Source organism: Luteolibacter flavescens (genome assembly GCF_025950085.1).
In the GTDB taxonomy this organism is placed as follows: Bacteria; Verrucomicrobiota; Verrucomicrobiia; order Verrucomicrobiales; family Akkermansiaceae; genus Haloferula; species Haloferula flavescens.
In genome coordinates this window covers 117,561-141,945 of sequence record NZ_JAPDDS010000002.1, presented here as the reverse complement: position 1 = coordinate 141,945, position 24,385 = coordinate 117,561, and the positions used below count along the sequence as shown (strand labels likewise).

Below are 24,385 nucleotides of genomic sequence, written 5' to 3'. Positions count from 1 at the left end.
TTAGCAAAGAAAACCCATGGGTGCCTACCTGCTGTTTTTCATAGTATCCACTTGTGGCGTTAGAGAATGCCATTTGCATTATGGACATCCGCCCGTAGAAGCTTCCCGCGATGAAATGGATGCCCAAGTTCCTTTTCCTGACGGCGGCCCTGTTAGCCGGTGAAGTGCATGCCGAAGCAGAGGCGGAGGACGGAGGCTGGGCACTCGCCTACTTCCGCCAGCGCTACCCCACGCGCGTGGAGATCGATGCGGATGGAAAAATCCGCGATGTCCCGCTGCCGGACCCGATGAGCGTGGAGCAGCTCCACCTCGCACTGAGCACGGATGGCCGGAACTGGACACCGCTCGCGGACAACAAGCCGGTGTGGACACAGCAGCTCCGCGATCCCTTCATCCAGCGCGGGCCCGATGGCCTGTGGCATCTCATGGGCACCGGCCGCGCGCCGGGTGACCCGCGGAACAAGCAGCACCCGGTCTGCCTCCACGCGACATCGCGCGATCTCATCACGTGGGACACCGTGGAGTCGCTGCCGCTGATGGATGGAGTGAAAGGCCCCGAGGGAAAAGTGCCGGGCAATATCTGGGCTCCGGAGTGGTTCCACGATGACAAGACTGGCGAGTACTTCGTCTTCTGGTCCTCCAGCTTCGAGGATGCGGGCTGGAAGGACAGCCGGCTGTGGTTTTCGCGGACGAAGGATTGGAAGACCTTCACGCCCGCGAAGGTGCTCTTCGATCCAGACTACTCGGTCATCGACGGCACCTTGCAGCTCGTGGATGGCACGTACTACCTCTTCCACAAGGAGGAGGAATTCGGCGAGCGCACCGGCGAGCGCCGCGCCATCCGTCTGGCCACTTCGAAGAATATCGAGGGTCCCTACGAGATCCATAAGGGTCCGCTGAACGGCGGCCAGATCGTGCCGACCATCACCGAGGGGTGCTCCGTGATGCCGGATCCGCAGAGCTCCGGTTGGCTGCTGCTCTACGACTACTGCATGACGAACCGCTTCGGCGCTTCTTCATCGCCGGACCTGAAGAACTGGAAGGTGCTGGAAGACGTGAGCTTCCCGCCGGACGCGCGCCACGGCAGCGCCTTCAAGCTCAAGGCGGAGGAAGCGGAAAAGATCAGGAAACAGTTCGTATCGCCACCGGAGAAGAAGTGACCCGCCGCGCCGCGCTTTTTTCTTTGCGCGCGGGGTAGGGCTGCGTTCCTTGCCTGCGCTCCGCCGCATCCCACCATGACCGACTCTCCCATCATCCAGGCTCGTGGCGTGGCGAAGCGCTTCGATGATTTCGAGGCGCTGGCCGCCTTGGATCTCGAGGTGAAGAAGGGCCAGTGTGTCGGTCTGCTGGGGCCGAATGGTGCGGGCAAGTCCACCTTCATCGGCTGCCTCTACGGCGTCGTTGTGCGCAGCGGCGGCGAGCTGAATGTCTTCGGCCTCGACCCCGCGACGCAGGCCCGCGACATCAAGCGCCGCATCGGCGTGGTGCCTCAGGAGAATGCCCTCGATGACGGCCTGACGGTGCTGGAGAACATGCGGATCTACGCGAGCTTCGGCGGGCTTTCCAGAAAGGTGGCCGACCCGCGCATCGCCGAGCTGCTCTCCTACATGCTGCTGGAGAACAAGAAGGACGCGACGATCAAGACGCTCTCCGGCGGCATGAAGCGCCGCCTCACCTTCGTCCGCGCGCTGCTGGCAGATCCGGAATTGCTCATCCTCGACGAGCCGACCACCGGCCTCGATCCCTCGGTGCGACACCTCCTGTGGGAAAAGGTCATCGAGCTCCGCTCGCGCGGGAAGACCATCCTCGTCACCACCCACTACATGCACGAGGCGGAGGTGCTGTGTGACCAGATCGTGATCCTCGACCGCGGCAAGGTGGTGGGCACGGGCGCGCCGCGCGAGCTGATAGAGCGCGAGGCACCCGGCTTCGTCGGCATCTTCCCCGCAGGCGTCGAGGAGGCGCTTAAGCCGCACCTGGCCGCGACGTGGGAACTCTTCCACCAGGGACAGCAGTGCTGCGTGCGCGCACCGCGCTTCGATGACCTGCTGGAACTCCAGCGCACCTCCGGCGTGACCGCGCTGCAACTGCGTCCGTCGAACCTGGAGGACGTGTACCTGAAACTCACCGGCAGCGAGCTGAACGACGATGAATGAACTGCTCCTGAGCCTCAGGCTGAGCTGGCACGTGGTCGTCCGGAACTGGACGGTCTACCGTAAGGATTTCCTCGCGAATATCTCGCCGACGCTGGCGGACCCCGCGCTCATCCTCGGCTCGCTCGGCATGGGCCTGTCGGGCTTCGTCGGGCAGATCGACGGGATGAGCTACGCGCAATTCCTCGCGCCGGGGATGATCGCCACCACGGCGCTCTTCACCGCGTTCTTCGAGAGCAGCTACGGCTTCTACGTCCGCATGACCTTCGAGTCGGTCTTCAAGGCGATGCTGACCACACCCATCGGCGTGAAGGAAGTGGTGACCGGCGAGTTCATGTGGGTCTTCGTCCGCGCTGGCCTCATGGGGCTCGGCGTCGCGCTGGTGCTGCTGGCACTCGGCCTGTTGCCAAATCCGCTGGCCATCCTGATCTGCCCCCTCATCGCGGGCACGCTCGCCCTTCCCTGCGCGGCCATCGGCTTGCTCGCCTCGGCGTGGGTGCGGAATATCAATCAATTCCAGACCGTCTACTCCTTCCTCATCGCCCCGATCTTCTACCTGTCCGGCGTGTTCTTCCCCGTGCAGTCGGGCTCGGCCCTCGGGACGGTGGTGCAGTTCTCGCCCTTCTATCACGGCGTGAAGCTGATCCAGTACACCGTCTGGGGCCGCGCGGACTGGAGCGCCATCCTCTGGCACTCCAGTCTCTTGCTGGCCTTCGTGGTGGTGCTCTGCGGGATCTCCTTCCGCTTCATCGGCAGGAAGCTCACCACCTGAGCACCGCCGCCGTCATGGCAGGCTGACCTTCACCTTGAGGCGCTTCTCGGTGCCGACGAACACGTTCGTCACCTGCCACTCCACCTCCGTCCATTCGGCGGGGAAGGAGACAAGCTGCGTGCTGCCGGGATTCAGGACGATTTTCGGCAGGCCGCGCGCCTTCATCTCGAAGACGAGGTCGCTGTCATTCGTCACCTCGCGGAACTTCCGCTTCGCGTTGTTGCGGTCGGTGGCCTCGTGATGCACCGGGGCGACCTTCACCGCGGCCTCGAAGAGTCCCTTCGCATTGTCCTCGCGGCCGATCAGATACTTTCCGGCCCACGCGACGGTGCGGCCGGCGACGAGCGCCTCGCGGATGGCCTCGGCGGAGCGGTCCTTTGCAAAGACGAGCGTCATCGTGCGGTGACCCTTGTACTCGTGCGAGATCAGGTTGTGCACGTCGGTGTTGCCGATGATCGTGAGATTGCGCTCCAGCGCCCAGTCGATGGCCTTCGTGTGGATGCCGTGGCCGTTCGCGACCTCGATGCCGTGCAGCTTCTTCTCCTGATGGAGCTTTTCGACGAAGGGGATCCACTCGTAGGAGCCGGGGATTTCCTTGGCCTTCCAGCCCGGGTGATTCCAGAAGAGGAAGGCGTCCTGGGCGATCGCCTCGTCCACGGAGACCTGGTCGAGCTCCTCCTTGCGGTCGGCGGGGAACTTCGACGCGTCCTTGATGAAGATCGCGTTGAAGTGGCCCGGCGGCGTGTTGCGGGTGATCTCGATGCCCTTCACCAGCGTCAGGTTGTGCTCGGCGGCACCACCCTTCGCGAGTTCGTAGGAGCGGCCGGGATCGCGCTTCACGTCGGCCTGGTAGGGCGCGTATTCGGCGTGCTCGGTGAAGGCGAAGGCGTCGAGTCCGTCGCGCCAGGCTTCCTGCACGCGCACGTTCGGCCACACGTGGCCGTCGGTGAAGACGGTGTGCATGTGGAAGTCGCACTTGATCGCCTGCATGCCGTTCACGGCCGGGATGCGCAGGTGCTTGCGCTCCTTCTGGATGCGGTCGCCTTCCAGGCGGATGATGCCTTCCTCCGCCGCGGTGGCGATGTGGGGCAGGGAGATCGAGAGGGCGGCTATCAGGATTGCGGCAATGCGGTTGCTCATGATGGGAGGGGGAGCTACAGGCTGCGGCGCTGGACCGGCATCCCCTGTTTTGCGGCGATATTGTCATCTTCCCCTGTGAAAGATCGCGGAGCTGTTAGGAATGAACCGGATGCGTCATGATCTTCCGGAAATGAGCACCGCATTGATCCGCCCCTATCGCCACGGGGACCACGTGGCCATCGCGAGTATCTTCTGCCGGGCCGTGCACGAGATCGGCATCCGGCACTACACGGTGGCGCAATGCGAGGCGTGGTCGGGGACGAAGCCGGACCCCGGGCACTGGGAGCAGCGCTGCGAGCGGAAGAAGCCCTTCGTCAGTATTGTGGACGGGGAGATCGCGGGGTTCCTGGAGCTGGATCCGGATGGCCACATCGACTGCGCGTATGTGAATCCGGATTTCCAGCGGCGCGGGATCATGAGCGCGCTCGTGAAGCATGCGGTCGGAGTCGCGGCGGAGGGGGGGCTTTCGCGCGTGTACGTCGAGGCTTCCATCGGCGCTCGTCCAATGTTCGGGCGGCTTGGCTTCGTGGTGCTGTGCGAGCAGCAGGTCGCCATCGGCGGCGAGACCTTGGTGAACTACCGCATGGAATTCGTGCTCCCATAGGTCTCCGCGCCTGTCGTGGAGAGATAGGTGGAAGTTTTTACAATCCCATGACACTTGGATTGCATGGGGGTGTGTAGTCTTCGCGTATCAAAAAAGTCATGGCATCGGCCATGTTTGCGAAACCCACCGCCGCGTCGCCGCGGATTCTCCTTTGCCGTCACGATCCCAGTTCCGGCGGCTTCACTTCCTTTTAATCCATGATTTCCCTCCTCCGCCAGCTTGCATTGCTGATCATCCTTGCCGCCCGTGTCATGGGTGGAAGCCCAGCGGAAGGACTCGACTCCACCTTATCTTGGACGGTCAGCGGAAATTCTACATGGGAAACGGCTCCCTCCGCCTCGGCGGTGAATGGCGGCGATGTCGCGAGGGCGAGACAGCCCGGCGATGCCACCATGGAGACGGTTGTCAGCGGTCCTGCCACGGTATCATTCTCGTGGCGGCTCTCGGGTCCGGATGGCCGCGGCTGGCTGTCACTCAGGATCGGCGGTCACGAGATGGCCACGCTGCGGCGCGGGCTTCCGTGGCAGCGGGTGGACATCAATCTGCCGCCGGGCAGTCACACGCTCCGCATCGGCGCGCATGGCATGGCACGTGTCCCCGGTGCCGCCGCGGAGGTCGATCACTTCGTGGTGAATGCAGGCGCCAGGCTGCCGTGGCTCACGGGCGTGGATGAAGACCCCGCCGCTCTCTGGGTGGCCACCGGCTCCAGCCAGGTCGCCGCGGAGGTGGTGCCGAGTCTTTCCGGCATCGATGACGGTCAGGTGGCCACCATGCGCGGCACCGGTGGTTCGGGCCGCACGTCGCTCATGCGTCTGGTGCAGGGCCCGGCCCGGCTCGTTCCGCGCGTGAATGTGAAAGGCGGCTCCTTCGTCGGACGCGATCTGGACAGCGTCGGAGCGATCCGCCGGGTGAACTCCTCGACGGGCAATACCTGGAACGCCTCGCCCATCATCGTGGGCCCCGGCATTCACCGGGTGGAGTGGGTCCATTTCTACTGGGCTCAGCTCGAGGATGAAAAGGACCCGCACCCGCAGGTGCTTCCCGGCAGCGTGAATCCGGCACCCACCGACGTGGCGACGCTTGCCGGGCTGGCCATCACGCCACTCACGCTCGACACCACCGTTCCGGGAGGACTCACCTGGACCAGCACCGGCAGCAATCCCTTCGTGCCCACCCTGGCGGATCGCGATAACAATTCACTGAACCAAGACCAGCAGGCCGCCCTTTCGGTCGAGCGCCCCCTGCCGAATCAAGACGCCCGGCTTTCCACCGTGATCGACGGCCCGGCGGAAGTGCGGCTCAGCGCCAGATTCGAGGGTCCGGCCGGTGACACCTTCCGCATCGTCGCGAATGGCGAGCTAAAGTATGACCGCTTCGAGGGCGGCGGCATCGGCATGTCCACCTTCGAGATCCCCGCCGGACCGGTGACCGTGGAGGTCGTATGGACCAGCGGTCCGCTCACGGATCCGCTGCGCCGCGCATCCATCGTCGATGTGGAAGTCCGCCAAGTCATCCCTCAAGCGGTGCGTGACGCCTTGGGCGCACCCGCAGGTGTCTCGCTCTACACCTCGAATCCCGAGCTTTGGGACACGGCCGATGCCGATCCGCGTGAAGGGCTCGCCGCCCGCAATCGCCCGTTTCTCCTGAACCCGGGTGCTTTTCCGGAACTCAGCGCGTGGGTCGATGGCCCCGCCGTGCTGACCTATTGGCGGCGCGCCGATGTCCCTGCGGGCACCAGCCTCGGCTTCCCCGGAGTAATGAGCGCTTCCAACCCCGGGCCCTTCACCTGGCAGCCCGTGAGCGTGCCCGTGCCGGATGGCAGGCACCGGCTGGTGTGGCATTCGCCATACGCGCAGGGGATCATGCCGCAGGGCTCACGCTATTATCTCGATGGCTTCACCGTGGAGCCAGGCAATGGCGTCGAGGCGGTCCCGATCGCGGAAGCGCTCGATACCCCGGGCCGCATCTGGACGGCTTCGGAAGTCGGCGTTACCTCGGGAAATCTCGGGCAGTTGGCGTTGGACGGTGTCGATGCCGTGGCGCTGTCGCCGGATTCGGAAGGCGCGCCCTCATGGATCGAGACGACGGTCACCGGCCCGGCCATCTTTACAGTCCACCATTCGCGCTCGCTCCCCGGCATCACGCTCGATGGCGGCATCCCGAACTGGGGTGTGACGGATGACTATCTCCCGGAGGATTCCCTGTGGCGCAGGCTCCGCATGCCCATCCCTGCGGGCGACCACGTCGTGCGGCTTTCCGGCAGTGATCCGCGCTATCCCGCCACGCTGGACATGGTGGAGGTCACGCCCCAGCCAGCTCTTTCCTTTGCGGAGGCCGTCGATGCTCCGGGGCTGACCTTCACCTCCGGCGGCGATCGCTGGCAGGGCCTTCATTCCCCGGAGGCCAGCGATGAGGTGGACTCGCTCTTTGCGGGAGGCGAGCAGGGCACCGGCTGGATCGCCACGGAAATCACCGGGCCCGCGCGGGTGGAGTTCGTGTGGCGGGCAGGCCCCGATGGCACCCGGCTCAGCCTGGAGATGGACGGCACGGAGATCCTCGTCGCGTCGGCCTATCAGCCTTGGGAAAACGTGGCCGTGGAGATTCCCGCGGGCACGCACGCCTTCCGCTGGGTCTTCTCCAGTCCGGCGGATCGTCCCGGTTCACCGGCCGGCCTCGACCAATTGAGCGTGCAGCCACTGCCGGGGCTCACCCTTGCCGATGCGTTGGAATCCCCAGGCCGCACCTGGATCACCCGCGGACCTCTTCCCTCGTGGACCGCACAGACCGGGGTCACGCATGACGGGCAGGATGCCGCGGGCGTGCCCACCTATGACGACGAGACCATCAGCAGCGGCAGCGTCCTGCAGACGACAGTGACCGGTCCCGTGCTCGTCCGCTTCCGCTGGCACAAGGACGGCCCCGGCTTCGCGCGTTGCCAGATGGACGAGCGAGACATCGCCGAGTTGACCGTGGAGGACGAGTGGCAGGAAGTCACCCTCGCCATCCCGCCGGGCGACCACATCCTGCGATGGGCCACTTTCAAAAATCACTACTTCGAGCCGCGGCCTTCGCTTCACGTGGATGACTTCCGCATCGAATCGCTGCCGACCAGCCTGACCCTCGCCGAGGTACTGAAGGCGCCTTCGCTGCCGTGGCGGACCAGCACGAGCGCGCCATGGGAGCATGCCTGGCGTGGCCTTCCCGGTGGCGGCTACGAGCTGGCTGCCATCAGCCCGGCTCCGGAGGCTGGGACGACGTGGATCGAGACCGATGTGACCGGTCCCGCCGTGCTCTCATTCGTCTATCTGGACGACACCTTCGGCCTCGGCAGTGGCAAACTGATCGTGAATGGCGAGCCCGTAATGCCGCTGGCTGGAGCGACGTGGCCGGACGATGCGATCCCGGTGCGCTGGCCGCTGCCCGCCGGGACGCACACCATCCGCTGGGAGTGGACTCCCGGTGGCACGCCCCTTGGCAGCACGCGGATGGAGCGCCTGATGATCGACCGCGTGGAAGTGGCGACCGGACGCCCGGAGATCGCGTCGCTCTTTCCCGCCGGGGTGGACTTGGAGCTGGTGGGGCATCCTTGGACCGTGCAGCCCACTCCCGGCGGGGGCTTCCGTGCGGAGAGCCAGCCGGTTTCGTCTTCCGTCGATCTCATGGGCTCCCCCATCCAATCGCGGCTGAACATGACCGTCCCGGGCAACCGCGAACTCGCCTTCCGCACCGGCTGGACGGGCCTGCGCACAAACCGGGTCGGCGGGATGTTCTTTAACGCCGGAGGCCTGTGGTACAATATCCACGGCGTGGGCGGGACGACGGCGGAGACGTTGAATTCCGTCTGGCACCTCCCGCCGGGCAGTGACCATCTGTTGCGATTCACCACGGCCAGCGGGCAGGGGACGCTCGATGCGATGTTCCTCGACCAGGTCAGCTTGGAAGAACCCGCCCATCCGCTCGGCGAGGCGCTCGGGGTGCCGGGGAAGGTCTTCCTCAGCTCCGGCAGCGGCCGCTGGCATGGCCAGACAGCGGTCACCCATGGCGACGGGGCCGCGGTATCGTCCGGCGGCGACGGCAGCCTCACCACCTTCTTCACCGGGCCCGGCACCGTGAGCTGGTGGTGGAAGAGCGAGGGCGTCTCCACCGGTGCGAATGTGGGGCTAATCGCTTACCCGAATGGACAGGCCTCCGTGCTCGCGGCCCGCAGCGGCAGCTTCGGCTGGGAGCGCCGCGAGGTGGTCATCCCGTGGGGACAGACCTTCCGCTTGGAATGGCGCACGGCTGGCTATGAGGCCGGCCGCCTGATCCTCGACGAGGTCGCTTTCCGCGAGTCGGTCAGCGACACCTACACCGCGTGGGCAATCTCGAAGATCGGCGCGGGTGAGCGCGCGCCCATGAATGCGGACCCTGATGGCGACGGCCAGAGCAACCTGATGGAGTTCGCCTTCGGCTCGAATCCCCTCAGCGCCAGGTCCGCCTACACGCAGGACCTGCGCATCGAGAACGGCCAGATCCGGCTCTGCCTCACCCTGCCGGAGCACGATACGACCGGGCTGAACTACGACCTCGAGTTTTCGACGGACCTCGTCCATTGGGAGCGGGTCCATCGCATCCCCGGCGGGCCGAGCATCCCGGATGAGCCGGTCATCTGCCCCGTCCCGGCCGAGGCCACCGGTGACCGGGGATTCGTGAGAATCCGGCTGTCGATGGGTGAGGATCAGGAATGACCCTCACACCCCGGCCAGCCGGAGCTTGCCCTGCGCTTCCAGCCACTTGCGGAGCAGGCCCAGGTCGGCGGGTTTCACGAGGTGCTCGTCGAAGCCGGCGGCCTTCGTGCGGGCGCGGTCTTCCTCGGTGCCGTAGCCGGTGACGGCGATGAGGAAGGCATCCTCGGTCGCCTCGCGCTTGCGCAGGTGCCGTGCGACCTCGTAGCCGTCCATGCCGGGCAGGCCGATATCGAGCAGCACGACCTGCGGGCGGAATTCATTGGCGAGCTCCAGCGCTTCCTCCGCACCGTGCGCCACGCGGGTGACGTGGCCCTCGATTTCCAGCAGCATGCCCATGCTGTCCGCGGAGTCGCAGTTGTCGTCCACGATCAGGATGCGCAGGGCGGCGGGTTCGTCCGCATCCAGGATCACCGGAGCAGCCTCCTCGGGCTGCTGGCTGACCAGGCGCGGCAGGCGGATGATGAATTCGGCACCTTTCCCGATGCCTTCGCTGTGCGCGTCGATGGTGCCGCCATGGAGCTGCACCAGCCGGTGGACGACCGTCAGGCCGATGCCCAGGCCTTCGTTCGAGCGGTCGATCGTGCGGCTGCCCTGGACGAAGAGTCCGAAGATGCGCGGCAGCAGCTCGGGGTCGATGCCGCGGCCATTGTCCGTCACGCGGATGATGACTTCCGGCTTCTCCGGCGTGCCCGCCGTTTCCGAGGACAGCTCGATGCGGGACAGCTCCCCGCTGTAGCGCGAGGCATTCGTGAGCAGGTTCCCCACGATCTGCTCCAGCCGGGTGCTGTCGGCATCGAGGAAGACGGGCTCCGAGGGCAGATTGACGCGCAGCTCCTGGCCCGCGGCCTTGCAACTCGCCGCCACGGTCAGCGCGGCGGATTGCAGCACCGGCTGCAGCTCCACGGGCTGGCAGCGCAGCTCGATCTTCCCCTGCGTGATGCGGGAGACATCCAGCAGGTCCTCGATCATGTGGCTCAGGTTTCCCACCTGGCGCTCGATCATGGAGACCACGCGTTCGTGATGCTGGCGGTCGATGTCCGGCTTGCGCAGGGTCATCGCAGCATTCCGCAGAGGTGCCAGCGGGTTCCGCAGCTCGTGGGCGAGCATGGCGAGGAATTCGTCCTTCGAGCGGTCCGCCTTTTCCAGTTCGGCATTGCTGCGCGCGAGCTGGTCGTTTGCCTGGAGCAGCCGCAGCCTGCTTTCCTGCAGCTCCTGCCGCTGGCGGGCGAGGTCGAAGAAGACGGCCGCCTTGTTCAGCAGCACCTGCGAGTCGATCGGCTTGGGCAGGAAATCCACGGCTCCCGTTTCAAATCCCCGGAAGCGGTGCTCCTGGTCCACCACCCCGGCGGTGAGGAAGATGATGGGCACGTTCCGCGTCCGCTCGGTGCTGCGCATGATCTCCGCCAGCTCGAAGCCGCCCATCTCCGGCATCTGGACGTCCAGGAATGCCAGCGCGATATCGTGTACCAGCAGCAATTCCAATGCCTCGCGACCGGAACCGGCCTTGAGCAACTCCAGTCCCTCGCGTTTCAACAGCCCTTCCAGCGCGATGAGATTCGCGTCGAGGTCATCGACCAGCAGGAATTTGACGGGAGCGGTCATGTCAGGTGGAGGAGGGGAGTTGGATTAACTCACGGGCGATGTCGCCCAAGTCAAGGGCTCGCGCAAGTGGGCAAGCGTCGAGGGCGGCGCGGGGCATGATCTCGCCCTCGGCCGTTTCCGGCGTCTGGACGAGGGCGCGGCCCCCGGCGGCGGCCACGGCGCGCAGGCCGCGGGCACCGTCGGCGCTGGCCCCGGTGAGGACCACGCCGCAGAGGCCGTTTCCGTAGGCGTCCGCGGCGGATTCGAAGAGGACGTCGAGCGCCGGGCGGGAATACATCACCGGGTCATCGACGGAGAGGGCAAAGGTGAAGTCGGGCTCCACCAGCAGGTGATAGTTCGGCGGGGCGAAGTAGATCGTGCCCGGGCGCACCGGTTCCTTGTCTTCCGCCTCCTTCACCGGCAGCGCGCAGCGTGCGGCGAAGAGCGCGGGCAGCCCGGTGTCCCGGTCCGGCGGGATGTGCACCACCACCAGCACCGGCAGCGGGTAGCCGGCGGGCAGCGCGGGCAGGATGGCGCTCAGCGCGCCGATCGCCCCGACCGATGCGCCGATCACCACTGCGGATTCGTTGATGGATTCTTCCGCGATCATCGGTCGGCGCTCCTCTGGTAGATTCGTTCCTTGCGGTCGAATTCCTCGAAATCCCCCGCATGCTCGGAAAACCGCAGGCTTTCCTTCGACCCGAGGCCGAGGAAGCCGCGGCGGACCAGCGAGTCCTGGAAAAGTCCCACCGCCCGGTCCTGCAGCGGCCGGGTGAAGTAGATCAGCACGTTCCGGCAGGAAACGAGGTGCGCCTCGGCGAAGACGGCGTCCGAGGCCAGGCTGTGGTCCGAGAAGACCACACGCTGGCGCAGCGACTTGTCGATGACCGCACGGCCGTAGCCTGTGGTGAAGTGGTCGGACAGGGAGCCCTTGCCGCCGGATTTCTGGTGATTCGCCGTGAAGAGAGCGATGCGGTCGAGGTCATAGACCCCGGCCTCCGCCGCCGCGAGCGCGGTGGAATTGATGTCCGTGGCGTAGAAGATCGTGCGGTTTTCCAGCCCCTCCTCGCGGAAAAGGATCACCATCGAGTAAAGCTCTTCGCCTTGGCTGCAGCCGGCGATCCACACCTTCAGCGAGGGGTAGGTGCGCAGGTGCGGGATCACCTTCTCCCGCAGCGCGCGGAAGTAGGAAGGATCGCGGAACATCTCGCTGACCTGCACCGTCAGGTAGGGCAGCAGCCGGGATACCATGCCCTCGTCCCGCAGCACGCGGTCCTGGAGCTGGGAAAAGGTCTCGCAGCCGAAGTGCTGGCGGGCCTGCGTCAGCCGGCGCTTCAGCGAGGCCACCGAGTAGCCGCGGAAGTCGTGGTGATACCGCAAGTAGATCGCCTCGAGCAGCAGGTGCAGCTCGATCTCCTCGGTCCGGGAGGGCAGGCTTTTCATGGGAGGTGGTTCTTCAGCGGGGCATCCAGACCCGGATCAGGGACAGCAACTTGTCCACATCCAGCGGCTTGGCAAGGTAGTCGTTCGCCCCGGCGGCCAGGCATTGCTCCTGGTCGTTCTTCATCGCCTTCGCGGTCAGGGCGATGATGGGCAGCTTCCGCCACTCCGGGTGCTTGCGGATCTCGCGCATGGCGGTGATGCCGTCCATCTCCGGCATCATCACGTCCATCAGGACGAGGTCCACGCCCTGCGAGGGGTCGGTCTTGGCACGCTCCAGAGCCTCCACGGCCTCCAGGCCGTTGCGGGCGATCCGCAGCGTCACGCCGCGGCCTTCCAGCAGGCTGGTGAGGGCGAAGACATTCCGCACGTCGTCCTCGGCGATGAGGATGCGCTTGCCCTCCAGCGCGGCGTCGCGGTTGCCCGCGTGCTCGATCATGCGCTGCTGCTCGGGCGGCAGGTCGGCCACCACCTGGTGGAGGAAGAGCGTCACCTCGTCGAGCAGGCGCTCCGGCGACTTCGCGCCCTTGATGATGATGGACTTCGAGTAGCGCCGCAGCCGCTGCTCCTCGCCCGGGGCGAGCTCGCGGCCGGTGTAAACGATCACGGGCGGGAAGGAGTAGGTGTCCTCCGTGCTCAGCGTCTCCAGCAGGGAGAAGCCCGAGGCATCCGGCAGGCTGAGGTCCAGCACCATGCAGTCGAAGGTGCCTTCCTTCAGCAGGGTCAGGCAGCTCGCCGCGGTCTCGGCGCACACCGTCTCCACGTCCAGTGTGTGGAAGAGCGCCTTCATCGCCTCGAGCTGGATCGGGTCGTCTTCCACGACCAGCACCTTGCGCATCTTTTCGTTCAGGCGGGTCTCCAGGCTGTCGAAGGCCTCCACGAGCTGCTCGCGCTTCACCGGCTTCAGCATGTAGCCCACCGCGCCCATCGCGAGGGCGGTCTGGGTGTAGTCGCTGCCGGATACGACGTGCACCGGGATGTGGCGGGTGCGGGAGTCGCTCTTCAGGCGCTCCAGCACGAAGAGCCCGGAATTGTCCGGCAGGCCGATGTCGAGGACCATGGCGCTCGGGCGGTGCTGCTGCGCCAGTGCCAGCGCTTCGTCCGCAGTCGTCGCCACCAGTGCCTGGAAGTGCATCTCGTGCGCGAGGTCCACCAGGATATTGGCGAAGGCCTCGTCATCTTCCACGATCAGGATGATGCGTTTGCCCGCGGACAGCTTTTCGCGGTCGTCCGGCACGTGATGGGCGGCGCGCGCGTCCATGGCGGCGGCTGCGGGTGGCAGCGGCTTCACCGCAGGAAGTGCGGCGATCACCTGCGGGGCCGCCGTCACCATCGGCAGGGCCTGCGGGTGTGCCGGGCCGGTGTGGCTCACCGGCAGGATGAGCGAGAAGGTGCTGCCCACGCCGTGCTCGCTTTCCAGCTCGATCTCCCCGCCGAGCAGCAGAGCGAGCTGGCGCGAGATCGAGAGACCCAGACCCGTGCCGCCGAACTTCCGGTTGCTCGCCGCATCTGCCTGATAGAAGGGCTCGAAGATCGAGCGCTGGAATTCCTCCGAGATCCCGATGCCGGTGTCCTTCACGGCGATGCGGATGTGATCCTTCGTCGCGCGCGTCACCCGGACCCGCACCTCGCCCTTTTCGGTGAATTTCAGCGCGTTCGAGAGCAGGTTCTTCAGCACCTGCATCAGGCGCTGAGTGTCGGTCTCGATCGAGTCCGGCAGGTCGTCATCCAGCTCGATGTGCAGGCCGAGGTTCTTCTGCCCGGCGATGGGGTCGAAGATCGCGTGGAGCTTCGAAGCCATTTCCCCGAGCTGCAGCGTCTCGGTGTGGATCTCCAGGTGACCGGCCTCGATCTTCGACAGATCGAGCACGTCGTTGATCAGGTTCAGCAGGTCCTTGCCGGCGGTCTCGATCGTCCGGGCAAATTTCATCTGCTCGTCGGAAAGATTGCCCGGCCGGTTCTCCGCCAGCAGCCGCGCGAGGATGAGCGATGAATTCAGCGGCGTCCGCAGCTCGTGCGACATGTTTGCGAGGAAGTCGGACTTGTAGCGGCTGGCCTGCTCCACCAGGCGGGCCTGGCTTTCCAGCGATTGCTTCGCGCGCACCAGGTCGTTGCGCTGGCCTTCCAGCGCCTGCGTCTGCTCCTCGAGGCGGGTATTGATCTGCTCCAGCTCCGCCTGCTGCTGCTCCAGCCGCGACTGGGACTCGCGGAGCACGCGGCTTTGTTCCTCCAGCTCCTCGTTCGACACGCGCAGCTCCTCGGCCTGCGCCTGTACTTCCTCGGATTGCTGCTGAGTCTCCTCCAGCAGCTCGCGCAGCCGGGTGCGGTAGTTCGCGGAGCGGATGGCCACGGCCAGCGTGTCTTCGGCGCGCTCCAGGAAATCGCGGTCGCTGTCCTGGATCGTATTGAAATAGCCGATCTCCATCACCGCGATCACCTCGTCCTCGAAGCTCACCGGGATTACGATCAGGTGGCGCGGCGGCGACTCGCCAAAGCTGGAGCCGGCCGCGAGGTAGCCCGCGGGGATGTCCTCGATCGTGTGGATCTTCCCGTCCCGCACCGCTTGGCCCAGCAGGCCCTCCCCGGGGTGAAAGCGCTCGGGCACGCTGTCCTTCGCCGCCGCATAGGTCGCACAGCGCTGGAAGTGACCGGCATCATGACGGACGAAAAAGGCGGCCGTCTTTGCCCCGAGATGCTCGCAGAGGAAGCCGATCGCCTTTGATCCCAGCTCGTCGATCATCGGGTCGCCCTCCAGCCGGTGGACCAGCTTCGCCTGGCCGTCGCGCATCCACACTTCCTTCCGCACTTCCAGACGGTTGCGGATGAATTGGGCACCGATGCCCGCGATCATCCAGATCGTCAGCGTTCCGAAGAAGCGGTTCAGGTGGGAGATGCTCGTGAAGTCTCCCTCCGGCGTCATCGCGGAGTCCGCAATGATCAGGAAGGTGGCGCAGAGCGCCGTGATCACCGGGACGATGGTCCGCCACGCGAACAGCGTCATCACCACCGGGACCATGTAAAAAATGAACGCGCCGAAACCCAGCGGGGCAAAGTAGTCGCCAATGTAAATGGCGACCATCAGCAGCGGGACGCCGTAAACGACGACAGGCGGGTTCGTTTGGTCAAATCGCTTCATGTGCCGGGGGTCTCGCCCCATTCCGGGTAGAGAGACCCCCCGTCTAACACCATGAGGGCGAGCGACAAGAACCGAGCGTTTTCCGCGCAAATTGCGCCAGATCGTGCAAACGGCAATCTATCTGTGCCAAGCGTCGGGAACCCTCACTCCGAGCGCTCCCGGATCATCTGGTAGATCGCCAAGAAATCCGGCGAGTCGATGATGTGGAGGTCGGGTTTGCTGCTGCCCGCGGTCATGATGGTCACGTTGCCGTTTTTGAAGATCTTGTTCACCATCCCCTGGCTCTGCTGGAGGCTGTCCACGCGGTCCAGCAGGGTGCTCTCCTCGCTGCGGTAGAGCATGCCCCAGCTCTTCACGATGCGGGCGGTCTCGATGCGGTAGCGCCAGCGCTTCACGCGCATCACGGTCAGCGGCAGGGTGATGGGGAGCAGCACCACCAGCGGTACCAGCAGGATGCTGAGGAAGATCAGCGAGAAGATCGCATTCCCCGCCGAGCGCCGGGCTTCGAGCAGTGTCGGCAGCACCTTGGCCGGGAGGGCTTCCGGCCGCGGGTCCACGCGGCCGCAGAGGATGTCATCCAGCAGCAGGCCCTGCTTGTCGGCTTTGGACAGGAAGCCGGAGGTGAAAGAGCACTGCTTCATGAGGCCCTTTTGTCCCTGGTTCTTCTGGGCGGCCTGCTGGATCGCTTCCTCCCCCGCCACGAAGATCTGTAGATCTCCCGTCGCGCCGCCGGGGTAGCGCGTCACCTTCACCCGCTTGATATTCCCATAGCGGGCGTAGTAGTAGCGCTTCGCGATGATGCCCTGCTCGGCCTCCACGTAGTGGGCGTGGAAGCTGAGGCGTTGGTTCGAGTGGTAGATCGCCGAGCGGATCACGGCGATGAGCGCGATCGCCACCGGAAGGCCGGTCGCGTAGAGGAGCCAGAGCCGCAGGTCGATCTCCGGCGGCAGCCCGTTGGCTTGATTGAACTGCGGATCGATCATCATCGCCGCATAGACCAGTCCGCCGATGAAAAGCAGCGTGAACGGCAGGAACTTGAGCTGTGCGCGCAGCCACGTGAAGAGGCCGAAAGAAGTCTCCGCCTGATAAGGCGTGTCCGTGGATGACGGGATCCCCACCTGCCGCATCAGCGCGGTGAAATCGAGCTGGCTGGCGCTGATGTGCGCGAACTCGATTGGCTGGCCGGAGCCGATGGACCAGAATTTCAGCGTCAGCGTGCCGAACATGCGGTCCCACAGGTTCCGCTTCACCACCAGGCCGGTGATCTTGTCGTGGGCGAATTCGCGGTCGTGCAGCGTGAGGAAGCGGTAGGAGTGCCGCACCGATCCTGGCCGCACGGAGTATCGCGTGGAGCCGATTCTGATGATGGCCTGGATGAAGGCTGCCAGCCAGATGGGGAGGAGCGGGAAGAGCAGCATCAGCGGCACCAGCGTCCGCCCGGAGTGCATGCGCAGCTCGGCCACCATCGCCTCGCCCAGTGGCACCAGCTCGGGCTCCACGCGGCGCGGGCGGTCGTGAGCGGCGGTGGAGGACTTCGCTGCGGAAGGCTTCACCTTTTGGCGCGCCAGCACCACGAGCTGGTCGATGGCCGCGGAGAGGGCGATGCCATTCGCCAGCCGACGGAACTTGATGTCGGCCCCGCTGCCTTGGCAGCTCACCTGCACGTCGTAGAGGCCGAAGATGCGGTCGTAGAAGGAGCTCTTCGTATTCGAGTCGGCGATGTTTTCGTACGGGATGATTGCGTTCTCGCGCGTGAGGAAGCCTTCCTCATAGACCACCACGTCATTGTACACGCGATACGTCCGCCGCTTCAGGTCGAGGAAGCGCACGATGATCGCGGCGATCAGGATGACGGCGACGACTCCCCCCGCCACCGGCAGCGCCGTCTGGAGATTCGACTCCCCGATCGCCAGTCCGAGGCCCATGAGATTTGGCAGCAGGAAAAGGCAGAGCCCGATGGTGCCGCCGATGAGGCCGATGCATTCACCGATGATGCCGATCAGCGCCGGGCTCTCCTCGTGGAAGAGCTGCCCGCGGGTGAGATCGTAGCCGTTCTTTTTCATCCGCTCCTGCAGGTCGGCATAGACCTTCTCCGGCTCGCGGATGGCGCGCATCACCACCGGCTGGGCATTGCCCGCGGTCTCCACGATCACATTTCCCACGCCATAGAGTTTGTAGCGCAGCCACGGCAGCTTCAGCTTCACGTGGGTGATGTTGCGGATCTCCAGCTCGGTCGTCTGGTCGCTCACCAGGCCGCCGCGGTGGCAGAGCACCCGCGAATCGAGGATCTGGTAGCGCTCCTTCCGGTAGGCCGCGAGGCTGGAGACGAGGCCGAGCAGGAAGCCCCCTGCGAGGACCGCGCCCGCAGGCCAGGTCGGATTCTCCGTGCCGATGAGGACCGACAGCGTCCCTGCCGCGATTGCCGCGAAGAAGATCGTCCAACCCACGACCCGCGGGAAAACGAAGGAGCCTTTCCGGGGCTTCAGCTCGATGGCGGGTCCGGCAGGCTCGGCGGGCTTATCGGGTGCAAGGTCCTGCGGAAGAATGGGATACTCACCAAGTGTCGGCTCAACTTTCTTCGGGGCCGGCTCGACCGTGGGAACGGGTGCGGCTTCCTTCGCTTCGACCGGCTTCTCCGCAGGCACCGGCGGTGGGGCGACTGGCACCGGTCCGGCGGGACGCGCGGACATGAGCTGGTTGGCGATCTGCTCGGCGGGGAACCAATCCGCGTAGCCGTAGCTCCAGACTAGGGTCTTCGGCCCCACTTCTCCGCGGCTGGCCAGCTCGCTCAGCTCCCCGATCGTCACCGGTCCCCGGCGTTCACCGTCTTTCGACCCGTAGTACCAAGCCTGCTCCTCTTGCGCGGACATATTTAATGAGGATTAAATAGAATGGCCTCAGGGTGGTGGCACGGAAAATCTTCCAGCAGTCCCGTGACCAGCGGACCAGCGGAGATCAAGGCGGCAGTTCCCCGCCAATCGGGGAGGAATGACGCGGCGGGGAAAGGATCGCATCGCGGCATACGTCCTGTTGGATCACCCGCATGCGCTCTTTTCTTTTCTCACTCATCGCCCTCGTTTCCATCGCGGCGGCTGCCGAGCCGCAGCCCATCCCGTTGTGGCCGGCGGAGGCTCCTATCGGAGACGGGACATCCGAGAAGGCGGAGGCGAAGCTGACCGTGCACCGCCCGGAAAAGCCGAATGGCACCTCCATGGTGATCTGCCCGGGCGGCGGCTACGGCACCCTGGTCACCGGACCGGAAGGCCACGGCATCGCCCGCTGGCTGACCCGCTACGGCATCACCGGCGTGGTGCTGGAGTACCGCCTCCCGGCAGGCAGGTCAAAGGTGCCGCTGCTGGATGCCCAGCGCGCCATCCGCACCGTGCGGGCACATGCGAAGGAGTGGGACTGCGATCCGAAGAAGGTGGGCATCATCGGCTTCTCCGCGGGCGGGCACCTCGCGGCGACCGCCGCCACGCATTTCGATGACGGGGACCGGAAATCGGAGGACCCCGTCGAGCAACAGGGCAGCCGCCCGGACTTCGCGGTGCTGGTCTATCCGGTCATCACGATGGGGGAAAAGACCCATGGCGGATCGTTCAAGGCATTGCTGGGCGAGTCGCCGACGGAGGAGGCCATCAAACTCTATTCACTGGAAACCCAGGTCACCGCGAAGACCTCGCCGACCTACATCACCCATGCACTGGATGACGAGATCGTGCCGGTTTCCCACAGCCAGGCATTCCACGAGGCGCTGAAGAAGAAGCACGTCCCCTGCGAATACCTCGAGCTGCCCTCCGGCGGCCACGGCCTGAATGGCTACAGCGGCCCGATGTGGGACGCGTGGCAGACCGGTTCGCTGAAGTGGCTAGCATCCCGCGGGCTGCTCGCGCCGCAGTGAGGTGAGACGGCGCGCCGCGGGGATTGATCTGGTCTTGCCGGCCCGCTTGAGTCGCCACGTGTCCGACGCCCTGATCGCCGCTTCCCGCACGCTGGCCGACCGCCTGCGCCCGCTGACCTTCTCCACGGCCAGCCACGTCTATCTGCCGCTCGACTACGCGCGGGAGCCGCACGAGCTCTACCTGCAGCGCTTCGGCAGCGGGAAGAAGCGCGTCGTCTTCCTCGGGATGAATCCCGGGCCCTACGGGATGGCTCAGACCGGCGTGCCATTCGGCGAGATCCCGGCGGTGCGGGATTGGATGGGCATCTCGGCGGAGGTGGGCAAGCCGGTGCCGGAGCACCCGAAGCGGCCGGTGCAGGGCTTCGCCTGTCCGAAGTCCGAGGTGAGCGGCCGCCGTCTGTGGGGGCTCTTTGCGGAGCGCTTCGGCAGCGCGGAGGAGTTTTTCAAGGACCACTTCGTCCTGAACTACTGCCCGCTCGTGTGGATGAGCGCCACGGGTGCGAACCTCACGCCGGACAAGCTCCCGGCCTCCGAGATGGAGGCCGTGGAAAGCGCCTGCCTCGACCACCTGGCCGCCTCGCTGGAAGTACTGGATCCGCAGTACTTGATCGGCGTGGGCGCTTATGCGGAAGAGCGCCTGAAGGCTGCCGCGGCGCGTACCGGATCGCAGGCCATCCTTGGCCGGGTGCTCCATCCGTCACCCGCATCCCCGGCCGCGAACCGTGGCTGGGCGGAGGCCGCGACGAAGCAGCTCGTGGCGCAGGGCGTGTGGGACTGTTAAGATCGGGTCATACAGAATTCCATCAAGATCACGTGGGCTGCCACGATTGCGCGTGTCCACCAGCTCGCTTCCCGGGAGTCGTCGCGGAGGAAGCGGGTGAATGCGGGCATCAGCGGACTGAGCAACACGATGATCACGCCGCACCCGGCCATGGCTGTGAGCAATGACTGCAAGTCCATTTCGCCCGACCGTGAACGGGTGGGGCGTTCGTTCTCCATCGCGAATTTCACGAGCAGGAGCAGCGGACCCATGAGGGCGAGTGCCGTGATGAGCCCGCGCGCGAGATTCGCGGCCTCGCTGTTTCCGGCCTCGATCTCCGGCCATTCCCCATCGTCATTCAGGACGATGTCCGACACCGCGACCCGCACGCCGCCGACTGCCAGCGGCCCCCACATCAGCCCCATGGCCTGGTCGAGGATGACGGCATGCCTGCCCTCCGCCTGCATCTCCAGCGCGAAGAAGGACGCCCGCTCCCATGTGTCGAATCGTGCGATCATGCCTCTGTCGAGGCTCGGGCATCGGGAGTTGCCTGTCGAGATCGCAGGGCGATCAAGTTAACATTCCACCACGTTCACCGCGAGGCCGCCGCGGGAGGTTTCCTTGTACTTGCTCTTCATGTCGCGGCCGGTGTCGCGCATGGTCTTGATGACCTTGTCGAGCGAGACGAAGTGCGAGCCATCGCCCGCCATCGCGAGGCGCGCGGCATTGATCGCCTTCACGGACGCCATCGCATTGCGCTCGATGCAGGGGATCTGCACGAGGCCGCCCACGGGATCGCAGGTCAGGCCGAGATTGTGCTCCATGCCGATTTCCGCGGCGTTTTCCACCTGCTTCGGCGTGCCGCCGAGATATTCCACGAGGCCCGCCGCCGCCATTGAGCAGGCCACGCCGACCTCGCCTTGGCAACCGGCTTCCGCGCCGGAGATCGAGGCATTCCGCTTGTAAAGCATGCCGATCGCCGCGGCGGTCAGCAGGAAACGGTGCACGCCGTCGCGGTGGGGCGAGTGGCGGAAGCGCACCGCGTAGTGCAGCACCGCGGGGATGATGCCCGCGGCACCGTTCGTCGGCGCGGTGACCACGCGGCCGCCTGCGGCATTCTCCTCGTTCACGGCGAGCGCGTAGAGATTCACCCAGTCGAGGATGGTCAGCGGGTCGGTCAGCGAGGCCTCCGAGTTGCTACGAAGGTTCTCGTAGATCGCCTTCGCGCGGCGCTTCACCTTCAGGCCGCCGGGCAGCGTGCCGTCCAGCGAGCAGCCGCGCTTCACGCAGTCCTGCATGGCGCGCCAGATGTCATCGAGGCGAGAGCGGGTCTCCTCCTCGGGGCGCAGGGCAGCTTCATTCGCCAGCAGCAGCGAGGCGATGGTCATGCCGGGCTGCTCGCAGTGGGTCATCAGCTCGGCCGCATTCGTAAAGGGGTAGGGCTGCGGGATCTCCGCGGCGGGCGGCATCTTCATCTCCGTCTCCGTGGCGATGAAGCCACCGCCGAGCGAATAGACCACCTCGTCCGCCACGGGCGCACCGTCCGCATCCAGCGCGGTGAAGTGCATGCCATTCGGATGCAGCGGCAGCGGCTTCAGCCGCTTGAAGTCCAGGTCGCGCTTTTCGTCGAAGGCCAGCTCCACGCCCCACGGCGTGAGCAGCTTGCCCGCGCGGATCGCGGCGAGCTTCGCGGGCATCGAGTCGATCACCACGGTTTCCGGCTCCTCGCCGAGGAAGCCCATCAGGATCGCCGTGTCCGTACCGTGGCCTTTCCCCGTCGCGGCCAGCGAGCCGTAGAGATCGCAGCGCAGCCGTGCGACCCGCGGGGCGAAGCCCTCCGCCTGTAGCTGCCCGACGAAACGGCAGGCCGCACGCATCGGTCCCACGGTGTGGGATGACGACGGGCCAACGCCGATGGTGAAAAGGTCGAGAGCGGAGAGTGTCATGTGCCGTCGGTCAGCTTGGGGGATCGAGCGGATGGCGGCAAGAACGCCCGGAAAATTGACCGATTCCTCGCGGCGGGATGCGCCGCGATGTCAAATGCGTGCAGTCCCGGCCTCCGTTTCGCTCATTTTGCCCCGGAAATGCTCACTTTCTCTCGCTGGAATGGATCACCGGATAGTGGTCGGACACGGTGTCCAGCACGGCATCCTGGCTGGTGTGCACGGTCCTGACTTCCGCCGCCGTGACCGCGTCGGTCAGCACCAGATCGATGCGCTGGAGGTAGCGGTACTGCTCCGAGGGATCGTCGGCGAAGGGCTTCATCCGTGTGGGCGTGGAGAAGTTCGACGGCAGCGGCTTGGCGGAGTCGACCAGCCCGGCATCGAGGAAGCCGCCCACGACGCCGGCGTCGAATTTCCCGTCCAGCAGGTTGCCCGGTTTCGCGCGCTCCACGATGGCCTTGTTCGAATTCGTGAAGGCGATGTCGGCGGGCGACTTGTCATTGAAGTCCCCGAGCAAGAAGAGGCGGCGCTTTTCCCCGAGCAACTTCGAGACCCGCGGGGCGAGCAGCTTCATCTCCTTCTCGCGCGTCTCCCGCACGCCCGGGCACAGGTGGATGACCATGAAATCCGTGTCCGCCGTGCGCGCATGCAGGCAGCCGTGCCAGAGGCCCTTGCGGAGCTTCGCGACGACTTCGATGGGCGTCTTCGACGTGATGCCGACGGGGAAGCCGTCCTTCTTCAGGATCGCGCTGTGCGGGTGGCCCCAGCTTGCCGCGGCCTTTGCCAGCGACTTCTCGGTGAAGCCATTCAGCTCCTGCAGCGCGACCACGTCCGGCTGCTGCTTGCGGATCCACTCGGAGCCCGCCTCGATCTTCTTCCCGCGATTGAAGCCGTAGAGGACATTCCACGAGATCACCTTGAATTCCTTCGCGGCGAGTGGTGAGAGCAGCAGGCAGCCGATGAGCAGTCGCACGAATGCCGCGGATGCCCGCTGGAGCGTGTGTCGTGATTTCATGGCCGGATTTCAGGAGAGCGCCTTGCGCAAGACGGGCTCGATCGCGTCCGCCTGTCTCGTGAAGCCGAGGTCATTCGGATGCGAGCCGTCTGTCGTGGCGTCGCCATCGCTGCCGAGGAGGTTGCCGCCTTCCAGGTAGTGCAGGTGCTTCACTCCGCTGGCGACGAGCTTGTCGTAGGTGGCTCGCAGGGCTGCGCGGGTCAGCTCGCTGCGGCGGCGCGAGCGCTCGTGGACCCACGAGTGCGCGTAGCTGCGGTCCTCGATGAGGATGATCGGCGTGTCCGGGCGGGCTGCGCGCAGGCGGCGCACCAGCGGTTCCGTGCGCTCCGTCACTTCGCGGGCCCGGGCGATATTCGGCAGGCAATCGATGACGAAGACGGCGGGATCCAGCTCGGTCATCAGGTCCGCTATCTCCATTTCCATGCGTCCATTTCCGGAGAAGCCGAGATTCATCACCGGCCGGTCCAGACGGCGGCCGAGGATGGCCACGTGGGTCATGCCGGGTCGCGAGGCGGACGCGCCGTGGGTGATGGAGGTGCCGTAGAAGACGACGGGCTTTTCCCGTGCGGGCAGCGCCGTGAAGCGCGCGGCGGAAGGCACGCCGATCTCCAGCTTCTCCACGCCATTGTAGAGCGGCAGGTAGGCCATGTATTCGCGTTCGCCCGGTTCCATCCCCTCGATCAGGCGGGCATTCACCGTCTGCGCGGCGGGCTTCGTCACCGCCACCCAGCGCCAGGTTCCTTTCGCATCGCGGGCGTAGAGATCGATGCCGCTGACACTGGTCGCGGGCATGTGCGGCATCGCGAGGCGGCTGCTCATCAGGCTGTAGCGCACGTGGATCTCCCGGGCATCCGTCCGGAAGCGCACCGCCATGCCGGTGCTGTGGCGGCTGAGGTCCCACACGACCTTGCGCACCGTCTTCTCGGCCTTTGCCGGGAGCCGGTCGTAGTGACGCAGCCGCTCCTGGCCCTCCCACCCGCGGCCTTCCAAGTGCATCGCGGTGGCATCGGTCCAGCGGAGCTTCGCCGCGGCGTCCTTTTCCGCGCCGCGCAGCGACAGCGGGGCGAGGGTGGCTCCGAGCAGGGTGATGAAGTGGCGGCGATCGTGCATGGAAAGGGCGAATTCTGTTAGGCGCGGGCGTGCGTCATTCCCGGAAAGCCTTCGCGCTCGTCCGGTGGAAACACTTCCCGCTACGTGACGATTTCGCCGCCGG

Annotated in this window: 17 protein-coding genes; 7 read left to right on the top strand and 10 right to left on the bottom strand. The window is 65.8% G+C overall.

Annotated elements, in window-relative coordinates; translation table 11 throughout:
- The first annotated feature begins 110 nt into the window (after window positions 1-110).
- The 3 genes from OKA04_RS04065 (at window position 111) to OKA04_RS04055 (ending at window position 2,925) form a co-directional block, all read left to right on the top strand.
- Window positions 111-1,160 carry a glycoside hydrolase family 43 protein gene (locus OKA04_RS04065; RefSeq protein WP_264499850.1) on the top strand — a complete coding sequence of 350 codons (1,050 nt, stop codon included), beginning with the start codon at window positions 111-113 and terminating at the stop codon, window positions 1,158-1,160.
- 75 nt (window positions 1,161-1,235) lie between these two features.
- On the top strand, window positions 1,236-2,156 hold the full coding sequence (locus OKA04_RS04060) for an ABC transporter ATP-binding protein (RefSeq protein WP_264499849.1): 921 nt from the start codon (window positions 1,236-1,238) through the stop codon (window positions 2,154-2,156).
- Window positions 2,149-2,925 carry an ABC transporter permease gene (locus OKA04_RS04055; RefSeq protein ID WP_264499848.1) on the top strand — a complete coding sequence of 259 codons (777 nt, stop codon included), beginning with the start codon at window positions 2,149-2,151 and terminating at the stop codon, window positions 2,923-2,925. Before OKA04_RS04060 ends, OKA04_RS04055 begins: the two co-directional genes overlap by 8 nt.
- Window positions 2,926-2,937: 12 nt before the next feature.
- Here the strand turns inward: OKA04_RS04055 and OKA04_RS04050 are convergent, their stop codons facing one another.
- Window positions 2,938-4,065 (bottom strand): Sb-PDE family phosphodiesterase, encoded by a 1,128-nt coding sequence (locus tag OKA04_RS04050; protein ID WP_264499847.1) that lies wholly within the window; start codon window positions 4,063-4,065, stop codon window positions 2,938-2,940.
- A 130-nt stretch (window positions 4,066-4,195) separates the two neighbouring features.
- On the opposite strand from OKA04_RS04050, the gene OKA04_RS04045 reads away from it, so the two are divergent.
- Window positions 4,196-4,669 (top strand): GNAT family N-acetyltransferase, encoded by a 474-nt coding sequence (locus OKA04_RS04045; RefSeq protein WP_264499846.1) that lies wholly within the window; start codon window positions 4,196-4,198, stop codon window positions 4,667-4,669.
- A gap of 197 nt (window positions 4,670-4,866) precedes the next feature.
- Window positions 4,867-9,396 carry a hypothetical protein gene (locus OKA04_RS04040; protein WP_264499845.1) on the top strand — a complete coding sequence of 1,510 codons (4,530 nt, stop codon included), beginning with the start codon at window positions 4,867-4,869 and terminating at the stop codon, window positions 9,394-9,396.
- Window positions 9,397-9,399: 3 nt separating this feature from the next.
- Here the strand turns inward: OKA04_RS04040 and OKA04_RS04035 are convergent, their stop codons facing one another.
- The 5 genes from OKA04_RS04035 to OKA04_RS04015 all read right to left on the bottom strand — a co-directional run bounded on the left by OKA04_RS04035 (window position 9,400) and on the right by OKA04_RS04015 (window position 18,423).
- Complete coding sequence (locus OKA04_RS04035; RefSeq protein ID WP_264499844.1) at window positions 9,400-10,998, bottom strand: response regulator; 1,599 nt, start codon at window positions 10,996-10,998, stop codon at window positions 9,400-9,402.
- 1 nt (window position 10,999) lies between these two features.
- Window positions 11,000-11,587 carry a chemotaxis protein CheB gene (locus OKA04_RS04030; RefSeq protein ID WP_264499843.1) on the bottom strand — a complete coding sequence of 196 codons (588 nt, stop codon included), beginning with the start codon at window positions 11,585-11,587 and terminating at the stop codon, window positions 11,000-11,002.
- Complete coding sequence (locus tag OKA04_RS04025) at window positions 11,584-12,420, bottom strand: CheR family methyltransferase (protein WP_264499842.1); 837 nt, start codon at window positions 12,418-12,420, stop codon at window positions 11,584-11,586. The genes OKA04_RS04030 and OKA04_RS04025 overlap by 4 nt, the downstream gene beginning before the upstream one ends.
- Window positions 12,421-12,433: 13 nt before the next feature.
- Window positions 12,434-15,553, bottom strand: a complete 3,120-nt coding sequence (locus tag OKA04_RS04020; protein WP_264499841.1) for a response regulator — start codon at window positions 15,551-15,553, stop codon at window positions 12,434-12,436.
- Window positions 15,554-15,696: 143 nt separating this feature from the next.
- Complete coding sequence (locus OKA04_RS04015; protein ID WP_264499840.1) at window positions 15,697-18,423, bottom strand: PH domain-containing protein; 2,727 nt, start codon at window positions 18,421-18,423, stop codon at window positions 15,697-15,699.
- 173 nt (window positions 18,424-18,596) lie between these two features.
- Here OKA04_RS04015 and OKA04_RS04010 point away from each other — a divergent pair, with 173 nt between their 5' ends.
- Window positions 18,597-19,454 carry an alpha/beta hydrolase gene (locus OKA04_RS04010; protein ID WP_264499839.1) on the top strand — a complete coding sequence of 286 codons (858 nt, stop codon included), beginning with the start codon at window positions 18,597-18,599 and terminating at the stop codon, window positions 19,452-19,454.
- Between the two features lie 58 nt (window positions 19,455-19,512).
- On the top strand, window positions 19,513-20,235 hold the full coding sequence (locus OKA04_RS04005; RefSeq protein WP_264499838.1) for a uracil-DNA glycosylase family protein: 723 nt from the start codon (window positions 19,513-19,515) through the stop codon (window positions 20,233-20,235).
- Here the strand turns inward: OKA04_RS04005 and OKA04_RS04000 are convergent.
- The 4 genes from OKA04_RS04000 to OKA04_RS03985 form a co-directional block, all read right to left on the bottom strand.
- Window positions 20,232-20,732, bottom strand: coding sequence for a hypothetical protein (locus OKA04_RS04000; protein ID WP_264499837.1), 501 nt, complete (start codon window positions 20,730-20,732; stop codon window positions 20,232-20,234). The genes OKA04_RS04005 and OKA04_RS04000 overlap by 4 nt on opposite strands.
- A 57-nt stretch (window positions 20,733-20,789) precedes the next feature.
- Window positions 20,790-22,160, bottom strand: a complete 1,371-nt coding sequence (locus OKA04_RS03995; RefSeq protein ID WP_264499836.1) for an L-serine ammonia-lyase — start codon at window positions 22,158-22,160, stop codon at window positions 20,790-20,792.
- A 142-nt stretch (window positions 22,161-22,302) separates the two neighbouring features.
- Window positions 22,303-23,172, bottom strand: a complete 870-nt coding sequence (locus OKA04_RS03990; protein WP_264499835.1) for an endonuclease/exonuclease/phosphatase family protein — start codon at window positions 23,170-23,172, stop codon at window positions 22,303-22,305.
- 9 nt (window positions 23,173-23,181) lie between these two features.
- Window positions 23,182-24,282, bottom strand: coding sequence for an SGNH/GDSL hydrolase family protein (locus tag OKA04_RS03985; protein WP_264499834.1), 1,101 nt, complete (start codon window positions 24,280-24,282; stop codon window positions 23,182-23,184).
- Window positions 24,283-24,385: the final 103 nt, after the last annotated feature.

Coding starts and splice junctions, on each gene's coding strand:
- OKA04_RS04010 (WP_264499839.1), top strand. CDS start 18,597: ATGCGCTCTTTTCTTTTCTCACTCATCGCCCTCGTTTCCATCGCGGCG.
- OKA04_RS04020 (WP_264499841.1), bottom strand. CDS start 15,553: ATGAAGCGATTTGACCAAACGAACCCGCCTGTCGTCGTTTACGGCGTC.
- OKA04_RS04040 (WP_264499845.1), top strand. CDS start 4,867: ATGATTTCCCTCCTCCGCCAGCTTGCATTGCTGATCATCCTTGCCGCC.
- OKA04_RS04065 (WP_264499850.1), top strand. CDS start 111: ATGAAATGGATGCCCAAGTTCCTTTTCCTGACGGCGGCCCTGTTAGCC.
- OKA04_RS04030 (WP_264499843.1), bottom strand. CDS start 11,587: ATGATCGCGGAAGAATCCATCAACGAATCCGCAGTGGTGATCGGCGCA.
- OKA04_RS04045 (WP_264499846.1), top strand. CDS start 4,196: ATGAGCACCGCATTGATCCGCCCCTATCGCCACGGGGACCACGTGGCC.
- OKA04_RS04050 (WP_264499847.1), bottom strand. CDS start 4,065: ATGAGCAACCGCATTGCCGCAATCCTGATAGCCGCCCTCTCGATCTCC.
- OKA04_RS04035 (WP_264499844.1), bottom strand. CDS start 10,998: ATGACCGCTCCCGTCAAATTCCTGCTGGTCGATGACCTCGACGCGAAT.
- OKA04_RS04025 (WP_264499842.1), bottom strand. CDS start 12,420: ATGAAAAGCCTGCCCTCCCGGACCGAGGAGATCGAGCTGCACCTGCTG.
- OKA04_RS04055 (WP_264499848.1), top strand. CDS start 2,149: ATGAATGAACTGCTCCTGAGCCTCAGGCTGAGCTGGCACGTGGTCGTC.
- OKA04_RS04015 (WP_264499840.1), bottom strand. CDS start 18,423: ATGTCCGCGCAAGAGGAGCAGGCTTGGTACTACGGGTCGAAAGACGGT.
- OKA04_RS04060 (WP_264499849.1), top strand. CDS start 1,236: ATGACCGACTCTCCCATCATCCAGGCTCGTGGCGTGGCGAAGCGCTTC.
- OKA04_RS04000 (WP_264499837.1), bottom strand. CDS start 20,732: ATGATCGCACGATTCGACACATGGGAGCGGGCGTCCTTCTTCGCGCTG.
- OKA04_RS03995 (WP_264499836.1), bottom strand. CDS start 22,160: ATGACACTCTCCGCTCTCGACCTTTTCACCATCGGCGTTGGCCCGTCG.
- OKA04_RS03985 (WP_264499834.1), bottom strand. CDS start 24,282: ATGCACGATCGCCGCCACTTCATCACCCTGCTCGGAGCCACCCTCGCC.
- OKA04_RS03990 (WP_264499835.1), bottom strand. CDS start 23,172: ATGAAATCACGACACACGCTCCAGCGGGCATCCGCGGCATTCGTGCGA.